This is a genomic window from Vibrio sp. TBV020 (assembly GCF_046056895.1).
Taxonomy (GTDB): domain Bacteria; phylum Pseudomonadota; class Gammaproteobacteria; order Enterobacterales; family Vibrionaceae; genus Vibrio.
The window spans coordinates 168,564-182,313 of sequence record NZ_JBEEAQ010000001.1 but is presented as its reverse complement, the minus strand read 5'-3'; the positions used below and the strand labels follow the sequence as shown (position 1 = coordinate 182,313).

Genomic DNA, 13,750 nt, shown 5'->3' with positions numbered 1-13,750 from the left:
AGATAATGCAGCTAACAGCAAACAAGACTGCACAGTTTTTCATTCAGCGTGAATACAATCAAATTGAAATCACCCAAGGTGCGCTAATACTAAATTCAGAGACTCGCCAAGAGACAATTCCATTCAATATATGGAGTGGACGAGTACAAGTAAAAAATGGCTTAGTTTGGGGAAGCTTACTCTTTTTTGCTCATACTGATGGTGAAAGTGAACAGGCGTGGTTAGTTCAAGGTCTTCCTCTATCCAAATGCCGTGAGTTTGCACGTTATGCAGTAGCCACGTATCAAAGCTGGCATAAGAATCAATGCGTTCAGTTGTTGGAATACCTACCGCGATGGGAAGAAAAGCTCAGTCAACTTCGCCATCAACCATCCTTTCTTACGCATTCCGCGGTTGATAGTTGGCGCAGCTCATTACTCGATGACTTCAAACAGATGGAAATGAATCTCGAGGATGCATGTTTACGTATGCCTAATCGTATGATGGATATTGAGTCTTGGTTAATCGATACAAACGATGTCTTACCTAAGCGTAATGATGATTGGATGCAAAACGAGCTAGAAAACTGGAGAGTTCTGTTTTCTCAAATTGAATCGTCTCCATTAAACTTAAGCCAAAAACGCGCTGTATTACTCAATGATGATAATAACTTAGTCTTGGCAGGAGCAGGCTCGGGCAAAACGAGTGTTCTGACTGCGCGTGTCGCATACCTATTACAAAGTCACTTAGCACAGCCGAATGAAATTCTAATGCTTGCGTTTGGTAAAGATGCCGCCGCTGAAATGAGTCAGAGACTGAGCGATAAAATTGGCAGCGCAACGGATGGTGTTAAGGTCAATACTTTCCATCAACTAGGATTATTTATCCTCAATCAAGTTGAAGGCCAAGGTGCCACTCTTTCCCCATTAGTTTCAGATGACAATCAGCGCCATAACTGGTGTATTGATTGGCTCAAAAAACATTGGATGACACCGACAAATTTTAAACGTTGGCAAAAGCATTTATCTAAGTGGCCTATCGCTTACCTTGCTGGTGATGAAGAGCTTGGAAGCCATGTGGAGAATCCAAAACTCATTGCCTGGTTGGAAAAACAAGTTTCTCAGTTGGCAGTGATGGGCTTAACCAAGAAAGAACTGCAACAAGCGCTGGTGGATAACTCTGAGTACACGCGGTTAAACAGTGAACTCGGATTAGTGTGGCCATGTTATCAGGCGTGGCAACAGCAATTAAAAGAGCAAGGACATATCGATTTTAACTTGATGATTTCTAAAGCAACTCAGCATGTTAAAAATGGTAAGTTTACCGCTCCATGGCACTATATCATGATTGATGAGTACCAAGATATTTCACCTCAACGGTTACAGCTTATTGAAGCACTCTGTGAGCAGAAGAGTAGTGAGCCTTGTGTGCTTTTTGCGGTAGGAGATGATTGGCAATCGATCTATCAGTTTGCGGGCTCTGACGTGGATCTAACGACAGGGTTTGAACAACGTTTCCCGCATTCTACGGTGCATTATCTCGACACGACATATCGCTTCAATAGCAAAATTGGCGAAGTGGCAAACCGCTTTGTGCAGGAGAACCCAGCGCAGTTACCTAAGCAGTTAAATAGCCATAAAGAACAAAAAGCTAAGGCGGTGAATTTAATACCGAGCAATAACATTGAGAAAGTACTCGACCAACTCAATCGCAGTGCGAAGTCAACGCAAACTGTATTGTTATTGGGACGAAACCATTATCACAAGCCAGAATTGCTATCTGACTGGCAGAAGAATTTTGCTCTTCTAAATATTGAATTTATGACCTGTCATGGTAGTAAAGGTAAAGAAGCTGACTTCGTTATTATTGTTGGAGTGGACGAAGGCCAGTTCCCTGCAAGAGTGAAAGCACTTCACTTAAGTGACGCACTGACTCAATCAAAAGATACGTTTGCTTATGCTGAAGAGCGCCGCTTGTTCTATGTTGCGTTAACCCGAGCGAAGAAAAAGGTTTGGATTGCTTACAAGGGTTCGGGCTCGTGTTTTGTTAAAGAGCTTGTTGAACAAGAATACCCAGTCACCATTGCAAAATAGTAGAGGATCTAATGAGCGGCCAATTCTGCATTGTCTTAACGACCACTAATACCGATGCTAATCGAAAGGTGATCATCGAACAGATTTTACAACGAGGCTTAGCGGCGTGCATTCAAACCATGCCTATCGAAAGTCACTACGTGTGGAAAGATGAGGTTTGTACCGACCAAGAAATCCTTCTTATCATGAAAACAAAGAAAGCTTGTTACGCGGAACTAGAGCAGGTGATCGTCGAACATCATAGTTACGATGTTCCTCAAGTCGTTCAAGTACCATTTACAGAAGGCTTTAATCCATACTTAGCTTGGATTGAGCAAAATACCCGCTGCTGAAACAACAGGTGAGTTAGGGCATAGGTCAGAAGGTTCATACCAGAGCATTTACAAATCCTGTTGAAAACTCGCCTCTTTGCACACTCTACATGCAAATGAAACGCGTATTGAGCTTATCGTTTGCTTTACCAAAATGTCACAATTACAATCTGCGCTTCACATACATAACTATTAGAAAGTAAAGTCATGAAACTGGAAACCGTCGATTACCAAGCTGATAATGCTGCTGAACTATTTGTAACTTCTTTACGCGAAACAGGGTTCGGCGTATTGAAGAACCATCCGATTCCTAAGGAACTCGTAGAGTCAATTTACGAGAACTGGTACAAGTTTTTTACTTCAGAGCGAAAAGAAGAGTTTCACTTTAACGTAGAAACACAAGATGGCTACTTCCCGCCAAGTGTTTCAGAGGTTGCGAAAGGCCATGCCGTTAAAGATATCAAAGAGTATTTCCATGTTTACCCATGGGGACAGATTCCAGAAGAGCTGAAAGAGCAAATCTTAGATTACTACAATCGTGCGAATGCATTCGCAGAAGAATTGCTAGGCTGGGTTGAAGCTCATGCACCAGCAGATGTTCAAGAGAAGTTTTCAATCGCATTATCTGAAATGATCAATGGCAGTGAAAAAACGCTACTTCGTATCCTTCATTACCCACCAATGACCGGTGAGGAAGAACCAGGTGCGATTCGTGCAGCGGCTCACGAAGATATTAACTTGTTGACTGTACTTCCTGCGGCGAATGAACCCGGCCTACAAGTATTGAGCAAAGAAGGTGAGTGGCTAGACGTGCCTTGTGATTTTGGTAACTTAATCATCAATATTGGCGACATGCTTCAAGAAGCTTCAGGTGGTTACTTCCCATCGACAACGCACCGCGTCATCAACCCAACGGGCGGCCGTCAAGAGCATTCGCGTATCTCTTTACCACTGTTCCTGCATCCAAAGCCAGAAGTGGTATTGTCTGAGCGTTACACAGCAGACAGTTACCTAATGGAGCGTTTAAGAGAGCTAGGCGTTATCTAATTCCAACTTGTTTTGATGAAAAGAGTCGGTCTAACCGGCTCTTTTTTTATGCTACATACGGCAATTGTCATTGTTAAGCCTCGACAAAACGATGAAATTGACATTTATTGAAAGAAAAAGAGAGAGGCTTATGAACGATCAACATGAATTGACAGCGCAATTCCAGCAGTACATGGAAAACCCTTTGTTGTGGCCAATTCTTGAGGTGCTCAAAAAGCAGCCTAGTGGTTGGAAGGTTCATACGCTTGCGTCGCATTTAGATAGCTTAGGTTTTATTCCCGTACTTGATGGTTCTCCTGAGAAAGATCTTTTTAAGCGTAATTTCTTAATAATGAATGCACTTTATCAACTGCAAGAGACGCTCTATCCAGATAATTGGTTACAAGTTGAAGCGATGAACATTGTATTAATGTCGTCCCATCAGGTTGCCGGCCATCATGTCGATCACCAAGACCCTTTGAGAGATTACTACACGCAGTGGATTAATTATGAAGCTGAAGAGGGGGAAGTAAAAAGGTTGCTCAATGAGTTTTGGACTCGATACCGTGAATTCGTTGGCAGCACAAATGGCAACGATATGGACAGGGCGAAAGCATTGAGTTTGTTTAAACTACCGCATGATGCCACACGAGCAGAAATTCGAAAAACATGGCGTAAATTGGCTCTGAAATGGCACCCTGATAGAGAATCTGGCAACAGCGAGCAGTTTAGGGTTCTCTGTGAAGCATGGCATGTATTACGACATTAAGTCGGGCACTAACCACTCTTGACGTAGAATCGCTAGCACTGTTGTATCCCACCAGTTCTCCTTAAAGTATCGGTTTTGTCGAAACTGTGCTTCAATACGCATACCTAATCGCTGGCAAAGCTTTATCGCAGCTTTGTTCTTTGAAAGTGTTTCAGCGTAAGCACGGTGAACATCTAAGTGCTCAAATCCGTATGAGAGTAGAGCAGCCATTGCTTCTTCACTGACGCCTTTTCCCTGTTTACCTCTAATAAGGCCACAGCCGACTGAAGCTTGCTGGTCACCTTCAATTCGTAATGCGGCTATTCCCAGATAGTCACCTGACGCTTTATCGGTAATCGCTAGATGGAATTGCTTTCGAGGTTGTTCAGCAGCTTGTTGGCGAAATAACGATGCCAATTGACCTGACTTTTCCACAGAGCAATCTTCTTCACTATAAAAACGTTGATATTTGGGATCTTGGCACTGGTTAACATAGTGCTTTGAATCTTCTTCAGTGAAATCTCTAAGAATTAAATGGTCGGTTGAAATAGAAAAACTCATGTCGATATAAAATAAAAGCGCCTAACTAGGCGCTTTTATACATGAAAAATGAACGAAATATTAATGGGAGGCTTTGAATTGCGACTTGCGCATGCGGTTTAACGCTGCCATAACGTCTAAAGTGCGTGGTTTTGCAAGATCGCCTTGGTTTGGCATCATCGCTGACCAGTCTCCTCTAAGTTGACTGTCGATCTCTTTGGCTGGGTTCTTAGACCAACCTGGCTGTTGTGCGAGTTGGAACCACAACCAACCAATAGCTTGAAGCTCGCTCGTTGACTCGAGTTGTTCTAGCGCAGTTAGATCAGTGAACTCCTTGCCAAAGCGTAGCGAGTTTTTACCTTTAGCAGAGATCCTAAACTTACCTTCTGCAAGGATCTTTTGTAGTGATGAACAGTTCAATTGACGAGGAGGGAATGTCTCTAAAGTAGACTCACTCTCATTAGCACGTTGCGTAGGGTGCTGAGCAATGACCTCTTTTGCCTTTGTGGTAACATCGACTGCTTGATAGTCATGCATTTGAATAACGGTATCAGCAACATCTAGGTAATCGCCAGAACCGCCCATGACGATCACTGTTGAGATACTCAGACCGTCTCTTAGTTGCCCGATACGGTCGACCAGTGGAGTAATTGGTTCGTCACCTTTTGCTACTAGCGCCTGCATTCGCTCGTCACGAATCATGAAGTTAGTTGCTGACGTGTCCTCATCAATGAGTAGTGCTTGTGCGCCAGCTTCAATAGATTCTTGTAGCCATGCTGCCTGAGATGTAGAGCCTGATGCGTCTTGTGTTGAAAAGTCTGCGGTATTCTTACCCATTGGAAGATGGTTGATGTAGTTCGATAGGTTTAAATTATGAACACAGCGGCCATCTTCTGCACGAATCTTCATTGCCTCGTGGCTGGTTACAATCCATTCACGGCCGTCACCAGGAATATGGTTGTAAATAGAGCGTTCTATGGCGTTAAGAAGTGTCGATTTACCATGGAAACCGCCACCAACAATCAAAGTGATGCCTTTAGGAATACCTAGGCCAGTGATTTGACCTTGGTTAGGCGTGGTCATTGAGACTTCAAGGGATTTAGGTGCATTAAAGGTAACCGCGTCCTTCATTGGGAGGTCACAGTTACCAGCGATACGTGGCAATACTGATCCGTTACCTACGAAAGCGATTAGGCCCATATCATCGAGTTGGTTACGCATCGCAACTTGGTCTTCGATAATCTGGCAGTGTTTTATCAATGCGTCTTTATCCAGTTCTCTTTCTAATGTCGCTTTGCGAATAAATTTGGGTAGGTGGAAAGTCAGGATGTTATCCGTTTTCTTACCAAGAACAGAGCGGCCTTCTGCTGGAAGGTTAATGCGAAAACGTAGCTCAATTCCTTCGTCAGTGAATAGTACAGCTGTGCTGTCTAAAACGGTTTGACCTGTTAGAGCTATATCGACACTTTGTTCTTGTTTGGCAAACTCAGAAAAACTGCGAGCGATAAAGTCACGTGCAGCGATTTGGTAAGCATCTGATTGATCTCGAAGCCATGCAAGACCAGTCACAGACCAAGGTCTGACTGCTCTAACACGTGATGCTGACGCATATGGGTCGCCCTGTACATAATCGATGTAAAACGTGTAATCAGTAAAGTCATATTGGCCTTTGATTTGCTGATAGGCACGATAGTTTTGTTTTTCGATTTTTTTTAATGTGGCGGTTAGTTGGTCCATTTTGACATCACTGATTGAGAACAGGAAAGGCGAGGATTATAGGAATCGCTCGCCTGAGAGTAAAGGGCTTACTGATGATCCATCAAGAAGAGTAGGTATATTGTTCTGATAAGTAGTTCTGGTTAATTAAACTGGTCTCAAACTCGTCACAAGGCATGGGCTTCCCATAAAGGTAACCTTGCCCTACGTCGCAGCCTTCGCTGAGTATAAACGCTTCATGATCTTCATTTTCAATACCTTCTACAGTTACTTCGAGATCGAGCTTCTTGGCGATACTAATAATCGAGCGCACGATTTCTTTGTCTTCTTCACTGGTATCGAGCTGTTGAACAAAACTTCGATCAACCTTGATGGCATCGAAAGGAAACTTCTTGAGATAATTAAAGGAAGCATAGCCCGTACCAAAGTCATCTAGTGACAGTGTCACTCCTAAGTTACTCAATGACTGCAAGGTATTCTTGGCGATCACTTCATCCGCTATCAACCCACTTTCAGTAATCTCCAGTTCGATATAAGAACCCGGCAATTGGTAGGCTGCGAGTAAGTCTTCAATCTGGGTAGTAAACTGCGGGCTTTGTAACTGGACGGCGGAAACGTTGATACTGACTTTGAAGTCGTGAACTTTACCACGCCATTCCGCGGCCTTTTGGATAGCAGAGCGTAAAACAAAGCTGCCAACTTCAAATATAAGGCCGTTTTGCTCAGCTAAATGAATCAGCGTTTCGTTGGAAATATCACCAAGAATAGGGTGACGCCAGCGAATAAGTGCTTCTGCTCCTATCCATTTGTGTGTCTCTGGTGACACTTTTGGTTGGAAATAAAGCAATAAGTCATCATTGCGTACCGCTTGCAGCAAATAGCTTTCGAGCTGGTTAATGTTTTTCTGCGTATCGGAAATGTCTTGGCAATGGAAACTAAACTTATGACCAGAATCTTTACATGATTGCATTGCCCCCGCTGCGTATTTAAGCAATGTTTTTGCGCATAAAGAGTCGTCTGAGCTCGCAATACCGATATAGCTGTGTAAGTGAAGGTGTTCTCCATCCACATAAAAAGCAGACTGGCTTACTTCTACTAGCTCTCGACATAAATTATTGATGTTGTCGTCAAACTGATGAGTTTCAAAAACGAAAACTAAATCCGTAGAGCTAGGGCGTGCAGTAATCAGTTCGTAGCTTCCATGAGAGGTGAGACGTTGTTTAAACTCTATGAGGATATTTTCCCACACGGCGTAACCGTATTTGGCTTGAATGCGGCGACCATTGGTAAATCCGATATGGAGAACGCCTACTTTACGCTTTGATTGTGGAGTTAAAGCAGTGAGTAAAGTTTCAGTATGATACTCAAGAGCGGCACGGTTCAGAAAACCTGTTCCTAAATCATGACGTTGTTGGTATCGAATGGTGCGCTCAGCGGCTTTACGTTTGTCGATCTCTTGATTGAGTGAGTAGTTTAAATCGACCAGATCTTGAGTCCGGGTGTTTACCCTTGATTCGAGCTCAAAGTTTAATTGCTGCAAGCGATGATTTTGGTAAACCGTTTTTAGTTGAGCTTCAACAGAGAGCTTAAAAGTACTAAGTAGCTGTTGATAGGTAGCCGAAAAATGGTTCTCGTTATCATCGAGGACACAAATAGTGCCAAACGGATCTCCATTTGGCCACAGCAAAGGTAAACCGCAGTATGCGACGAGCCCAAAACGCATATCAGGGTTGTCGCACCACTCATCATCCTTAGAGGCATCAGGGACGAGTAATTGACGGTTTTCGTTAATCACGGTTTCACAATATAAACCGTGGCCAAGCTGCTCGGTATCGCCAATACGGTAAGGATGCTTTCGATTATTGTTGGCTGAAAAGACTTCGATATGGTCTTGATGAACTCTCATGATTAGCGCTGCTGGAACAGAAATGATTTCTGCTAAAAGATTTACAATCTCTTGCCATCCCGAAGCTAACTCATCTGGAACGACCATATTGCTTGTATTCAGTTTGGACATACAAAATCCCTATGGGCTATTTGACACATAAGAGCACTCCTTGCTCTCATTAATCTAATAATAGTCGGTATAACAAAACTAAAACGAATAATAGTTTGAACTGGGTTAAGGATGCATGAGCAAAAGGATAAAAAAAACCCCTAGCGTGTGCATAGGGGCTTTAGTCAGTTGGTTGTATCATTAATGAGACATTCTTTTAAAATCAGATACCTTTATTTTATAAACTCATCAATATTTACTTTGTTACTATAATCCACATTGTCGAACCCAAAACCATTTAGATTAAGAAACTCTTGCTTGAATCCAGCATAATCTGCAAGTTGTTTAAAGTTTGATTCGTCAAGTTGCTCTAGAAGGGCAGACACTTCTCTTTGAGTATTTGGTGCGAGCTCAAAGTTATCAATCCGAATTAGACGCTGATTATCCACCGGAACGTTGTCAACATTGTAAAGCTTCGTTGTGAACAAGCGTTGCATTTGCTCGATACAGCCTTCGTGCGTCCCTTTCTCTTTCATCACTTTGAATAACGCAGTGATATAAGGACTAAATCCTGGAATATAAGCGCTCGCTTTGGTCACCAATGCTTTACAGACAGTCGCGTAGGCACCGCCATCAAAATTGGCGAGTTTAAGGTTCAAAGCATGGCTGGTTTGATGCAAATCTGCTTTAGCTGCGCCTAGTGTACCTTCTAGATATATAGGGTGTGTAACACAAGGACCAATATAGGAAAACGCGATGGTTTGACACCCTGTCGCGATGGACTCTGAATTGATTAGAGTATCGATCCACTGCTCCCAATCGGCTCCACCCATAACTTTAACTGTGGCTTCAATCTCATCAGGTGTTGCAGGCGTTAGAGTCGTGTCTTGCCATTGGTCAGTTTCCAAGACAAGTGTCGCACCTGTGACCGAATCACCAATTGGCTTAATGGCAGAGCGCCAGACGTTTCCATCTTCATGACGTACGCCACTTGCTAAGCTATAGACAATAAGATCGACTTCACCTTCGAAGTAGGTCTCTATAGCTTCAACGACTTGGGCTTTTACTTCTGGCGAAAAAGCATCACCTTGAATGTTAATTGCAGTTCGTCCATGTTGCTCTGCAAACTTCTTAAAGTAATGATTGTTGTAGAAACCCGCGGTGCCGACCCCTTTCTCTGAAGGTCCTTTTTCGTAAGAAACGCTAATGGTGTCGGCGTTTGAACCACCGAATGTGAGAGCAATACGTGATGCAAGCCCAAACCCTGAAGAACCACCAATGATGAGAACACGCTTAGGACCATCGACAATTTGTTGAGATGACTTAACGTATTCTATCTGCTGTCGTACCGCTTCTTTACATCCGAGTGGATGAGCGGTACGTGCTACAACACCATCTATTACCGATTCAATAATCATAGTTAATCCTTTATAACAAAGCGTACGAATTAAGTTAGCGTAAAGCTTTGTAAAGTTTATTGAGCTAGGGCAATTAGAGGTGATTAATTAACTGTTCAGCTACGAAGTTAGATATCCACGGCTGTGCTTGAGGTTTTGGATGCAGGCCATCACTCATCATCCATTCTGGCTTTATGATTACGCCTTCAAGGAAGAATGGAAGCAAAGGAGTATCAAGGGATTGAGCAACCGTTGGATAGACTTGAGAAAAGGCTTCTGTATAGCGTTTACCGTAATTAGGTAAAACATGAATTTGCATTAACAAAGGATCTGCACCTGATTCTCTAATCATACGTATGATCTGTGTTAAATTGTTTTGAATAAGGCTAGGAGGGAAACCACGCAGGCCGTCGTTGGCTCCAAGCTCAATCAAAACATAGTCAGGTTGATGTTGAGTGAGAAGATTAGGTAGGCGTGCTAATCCGTTACCTGTAGTGTCTCCAGAAATACTCGCATTTACCACAGTAATAGCTTGTCCCTTACTTTCTAGATCAGCGGGGAGCAGGGAAGGCCAAGCTTCAGCGATCGGCATTTGATAGCCGGCGCTCAGGCTATCGCCGAAAACCATCAGTGTTTTACTGTATGCAGGATTAAAAACAAAAATTAAAAGTAGAAAGGAAAGTCGTCGAAACATGCAAACATCCGTAATTAAAGCAGACTCATTGTCTAAAGTAGTCTCTACTAATCAGGAACAATTAACAATCCTTGATAACGTGAATCTAGATATAAAAGAAGGTGAAAGCGTCGCGATTGTAGGTACTTCAGGTGCTGGTAAGTCAACATTGATGACTTTGCTAGCGGGGCTTGATACACCGACTAGTGGTGAAGTGGATCTTCTTGGGCAAAAACTTCACACGCTTGATGATGAAGAGAGGGCGGCGATACGAAGCGAATCTGTTGGTTTTGTCTTCCAGAGCTTTCTATTGATCCCAAGTTTGACCGCTCTAGATAACGTGACATTACCGTGTTTATTAAAAGGCGAAGCCGAAAATAAACAACGAGCGACTGAGTTGCTAGAGTCGGTTGGATTGGCAAATCGCATTAACCACGCACCAACACAACTTTCAGGTGGGGAACAGCAGCGAGTCGCCTTAGCCCGAGCGTTTATGATAGAGCCGAAGGTACTTTTTGCTGATGAACCCACGGGCAACCTAGACCAACAGACAGCAAGTAATGTTATCAAGCTTCTATTTGATCTAAACAAACAACATGGAACGACATTAGTTCTGGTGACTCATGATCAAAACTTAGCTCAACGTTGTGATCGTATCTTCACAATGAAAGCTGGGCAATTGGAGGAGTCATAATGGCTGTTCAAGGGAAGGCAGAGCTAAACAAGCGTTTTATTCGATGGAGTTTGAGTGAAATTAGACAAGGACAGTTGTGGCCAGTAGCAATTGCTCTTGTCTTGATTATCGCTTGTATATTTGCATTGACGGCGTTAGCAGAGCGTATGGAGCAAGTCGTCGTTAAGCAAGGTAAGGAAGCATTAACTGCAGATACGGTTTACGTGTCTGCGAATCCAATTGATGCATCATTCACTCAGTTGATTGACTCCTATTCGCTCACTCATTCTACGCAAACCCGTTTTGCGACCATGGCATTCAGTGATAATGGGATGAAGCTCATTACTATCAAAGCGGTTGATGACTTATACCCATTACAAGGTGAGATGCGCCTTAGCAATGACCAAGAATCATTTAGTAAAGTGCGTCCTGGGGAGCTATGGCTTGATGAGCGTCTGTTCAATCAACTCGATGTGACTGTAGGGGATGCAATCACTGTCGGTGACGCTGACTTTGTTGTATCTGGCAGAATATTAGAAGAGCCGGGCTTAAGTTTTAATCCTTTCCAGCAAATGCCTTCGGCGTTTATACATAGCAGTGATTTAGACAAAACAGGCGCAATTCAGCTCGGAAGCCGAGTTCGTTATAGCGTTTTCATCAATGGCGATACTGACGTTATCGAACAGTTGAAAAGCAATGTAGAGTTAACACCGAGCGAAAGGTGGCGTGACCAAAATAGCGCGAGCCGAACCAATGAAGTTTTCCAGCGAACAGAGCAATACCTGTCTTTAACCGTTGCTATCGTCGTGATTATGGCTGCGACGACTCTGGTGCTTACCTGTCAGCACTATGTAGCAACAAGACGAAAAACCATTGCAATGCTAAAGAGCCTTGGCGCAAGTAAAGCTTGGGTGACACGATGGCTGATAACCCAAGTGATGATTTTGCTTGTTACCGCAATTGCTGTTGGACTTGCTCTGGGCGTTTTACTTGAGTTTCTGCTAAGAATCCCATTGGTCGATCTTTTACCAAATCCACTGCCAAGTTACGGTGTTAAACCTGCAATGGTAGCGATTGGAACCAGTATTCTAATTGCGGTACCAGCGCTGGGCATTCCGTTAATCGGGCTGACTAATGTTAGTGCGGTAAACGTTATGCAGGACGGTGAATCAAGCAAAGTTAGTCGCAAACGTTTTGCGCTATTGTTAGTGCCGATCATTCCTATGCTTTTTGCCTACTATGACAATCTGTTTGTTTGGATTGTATTGGGAGGGATGGTTGCACTGTTTATCGTCTTAGCAGTTATAAGCGTTTTGATTACACGTTCATTATCTAAAGTGCCGTTAAGTACTGCCTTTAAGTTAGCGCTAAGTCGCATAAACCGCTCGGTCTCTGCGACAGGAATCCAGTTTGGTGCATTGGCGCTTTCGTTAATGCTGTTGTCAACCATGTGGTTGGTACGAACAGATTTGCTAACTGATTGGCAAAGAACTTTACCAGCGGATGCGCCAAACGCATTTGCACTGAATATTGCGCCGTATGAAAAAGACGTCTATCTAAAAGTACTTGATGATAATCAAATTGCTCGCTCAGAAGCTTACCCAATAATAAGAGGTCGTCTGGTCAATATTAACGGGCAAGATGCAAAGTCTCAGGCTCAGGGTGAAGAAGGCTCAGACGCATTAAGACGAGAGATTAACTTTACATTTGCTGATGCTAATCCAACTCATAATGAAATCATTAGCGGTGACTGGACCTCAAACAATGGCGTTTCGGTTGAAGCAGATGTCGCTCGTGATCTGGGATTAGCAGTGGGCGATGAGCTTAGCTTTGTGATCAATAGTCAAGAAGTCACTGCCAAAGTGAATTCAATAAGGGCAGTTGAATGGAGAGACATGAAGCCGAACTTCTATTTCATATTTACACCAGATGTACTTGCTGAGATTCCAGCGACCTATCTGGTTAGCTTTAAAGTAGAAGAGAGTAATGACGCGGTCCTTAACTCTTTATCAAGACAACATCCTACAGTTAGTTTGATGGATATCAGAGTGATGGGGGCTAAGATTCAAGAATTATTGTCGCAGATCGTTTGGTCTATCACTTTGCTGGCAGGCATAGGGGTACTATCGGGTTTACTTCTGATCTTTACTCTGTTGCGTTTGAGTTTAGGGCAAAGACAAGATGAGATTCAGCTTTATCGCACTTTGGGAGCGAGTAAAAAACGCGTCCAACAAACCATATGGGCTGAATATGGTTTAATGTCATTGGTAGCGAGTTTTATTGCAATAATAGGCTCAGAGTTAGTTGTAGGCGCTATTATGCTGTATGGATTTGAGCTGACCCCAAATCTACATGGTTTACTCTGGATTCTGTTGCCTACTGGCACGTTTTTCACACTTGCTTTAGTTGTGAACAGTTTGATAAAACGGCTGTTAACCCCTGTAAATAAAGCATTTAGTTAGAAATCCACAGGCCTAGAAGTTCAGTTATCCACAAAAACGGTGGATAAAGTTTGGGATAACTAGGCCTGTAGATAACTTTAATCGGCGGCAAGCCCTAGTTTATAAAAGCGTTGGCGAGTTCTGTTATTCACAGTGG

At 43.2% G+C, this 13,750-nt stretch carries 11 protein-coding genes; 6 read left to right on the top strand and 5 right to left on the bottom strand.

Annotated features, from left to right (window positions below):
* The first annotated feature begins 5 nt into the window (after positions 1–5).
* From helD to AAFX28_RS00760, 4 genes are all read left to right on the top strand, one after another.
* Positions 6–2,072 (top strand): DNA helicase IV, encoded by a 2,067-nt coding sequence (helD, locus tag AAFX28_RS00775; RefSeq protein ID WP_408686788.1) that lies wholly within the window; start codon positions 6–8, stop codon positions 2,070–2,072.
* 11 nt (positions 2,073–2,083) lie between these two features.
* Positions 2,084–2,404: a divalent-cation tolerance protein CutA gene (cutA, locus tag AAFX28_RS00770; protein ID WP_408684750.1), complete on the top strand. Its 321-nt coding sequence runs from the start codon at positions 2,084–2,086 to the stop codon at positions 2,402–2,404.
* A 186-nt stretch (positions 2,405–2,590) separates the two neighbouring features.
* On the top strand, positions 2,591–3,430 hold the full coding sequence (locus AAFX28_RS00765; RefSeq protein WP_408684748.1) for an isopenicillin N synthase family dioxygenase: 840 nt from the start codon (positions 2,591–2,593) through the stop codon (positions 3,428–3,430).
* Between the two features lie 130 nt (positions 3,431–3,560).
* A complete protein-coding gene (locus AAFX28_RS00760) occupies positions 3,561–4,178 on the top strand; it encodes a DNA-J related domain-containing protein (RefSeq protein ID WP_408684746.1) in 618 nt (205 codons plus the stop codon).
* Here AAFX28_RS00760 and AAFX28_RS00755 read toward each other — a convergent pair.
* The 5 genes from AAFX28_RS00755 to tesA all read right to left on the bottom strand — a co-directional run bounded on the left by AAFX28_RS00755 (position 4,167) and on the right by tesA (position 10,500).
* Positions 4,167–4,718, bottom strand: a complete 552-nt coding sequence (locus AAFX28_RS00755) for a GNAT family N-acetyltransferase (RefSeq protein ID WP_408684744.1) — start codon at positions 4,716–4,718, stop codon at positions 4,167–4,169. The genes AAFX28_RS00760 and AAFX28_RS00755 overlap by 12 nt on opposite strands.
* 60 nt (positions 4,719–4,778) lie before the next feature.
* Complete coding sequence (locus AAFX28_RS00750; protein ID WP_408684743.1) at positions 4,779–6,434, bottom strand: P-loop domain-containing protein; 1,656 nt, start codon at positions 6,432–6,434, stop codon at positions 4,779–4,781.
* A gap of 82 nt (positions 6,435–6,516) precedes the next feature.
* Positions 6,517–8,430 carry an EAL domain-containing protein gene (locus AAFX28_RS00745; protein WP_408684741.1) on the bottom strand — a complete coding sequence of 638 codons (1,914 nt, stop codon included), beginning with the start codon at positions 8,428–8,430 and terminating at the stop codon, positions 6,517–6,519.
* Between the two features lie 212 nt (positions 8,431–8,642).
* Positions 8,643–9,827, bottom strand: a complete 1,185-nt coding sequence (gene fabV, locus AAFX28_RS00740; protein ID WP_408684739.1) for an enoyl-ACP reductase FabV — start codon at positions 9,825–9,827, stop codon at positions 8,643–8,645.
* A gap of 73 nt (positions 9,828–9,900) precedes the next feature.
* A complete protein-coding gene (gene tesA / locus AAFX28_RS00735) occupies positions 9,901–10,500 on the bottom strand; it encodes a multifunctional acyl-CoA thioesterase I/protease I/lysophospholipase L1 (RefSeq protein WP_408684737.1) in 600 nt (199 codons plus the stop codon).
* Between tesA and AAFX28_RS00730 the strand changes: the two genes are divergently transcribed.
* Positions 10,499–11,173, top strand: coding sequence for an ABC transporter ATP-binding protein (locus AAFX28_RS00730; protein ID WP_408684735.1), 675 nt, complete (start codon positions 10,499–10,501; stop codon positions 11,171–11,173). The genes tesA and AAFX28_RS00730 overlap by 2 nt on opposite strands.
* Positions 11,173–13,614, top strand: a complete 2,442-nt coding sequence (locus tag AAFX28_RS00725; protein ID WP_408684733.1) for an ABC transporter permease — start codon at positions 11,173–11,175, stop codon at positions 13,612–13,614. The genes AAFX28_RS00730 and AAFX28_RS00725 overlap by 1 nt, the downstream gene beginning before the upstream one ends.
* Positions 13,615–13,750: the final 136 nt, after the last annotated feature.

Bases quoted from the DNA above. Each gene is read 5' to 3' on its own strand.
- AAFX28_RS00760 (WP_408684746.1), top strand. From the start codon at position 3,561: ATGAACGATCAACATGAATTGACAGCGCAATTCCAGCAGTACATGGAA.
- AAFX28_RS00765 (WP_408684748.1), top strand. From the start codon at position 2,591: ATGAAACTGGAAACCGTCGATTACCAAGCTGATAATGCTGCTGAACTA.
- AAFX28_RS00745 (WP_408684741.1), bottom strand. From the start codon at position 8,430: ATGTCCAAACTGAATACAAGCAATATGGTCGTTCCAGATGAGTTAGCT.
- fabV (WP_408684739.1), bottom strand. From the start codon at position 9,827: ATGATTATTGAATCGGTAATAGATGGTGTTGTAGCACGTACCGCTCAT.
- AAFX28_RS00755 (WP_408684744.1), bottom strand. From the start codon at position 4,718: ATGAGTTTTTCTATTTCAACCGACCATTTAATTCTTAGAGATTTCACT.
- AAFX28_RS00750 (WP_408684743.1), bottom strand. From the start codon at position 6,434: ATGGACCAACTAACCGCCACATTAAAAAAAATCGAAAAACAAAACTAT.
- AAFX28_RS00730 (WP_408684735.1), top strand. From the start codon at position 10,499: ATGCAAACATCCGTAATTAAAGCAGACTCATTGTCTAAAGTAGTCTCT.
- AAFX28_RS00725 (WP_408684733.1), top strand. From the start codon at position 11,173: ATGGCTGTTCAAGGGAAGGCAGAGCTAAACAAGCGTTTTATTCGATGG.
- cutA (WP_408684750.1), top strand. From the start codon at position 2,084: ATGAGCGGCCAATTCTGCATTGTCTTAACGACCACTAATACCGATGCT.
- tesA (WP_408684737.1), bottom strand. From the start codon at position 10,500: ATGTTTCGACGACTTTCCTTTCTACTTTTAATTTTTGTTTTTAATCCT.
- helD (WP_408686788.1), top strand. From the start codon at position 6: ATGCAGCTAACAGCAAACAAGACTGCACAGTTTTTCATTCAGCGTGAA.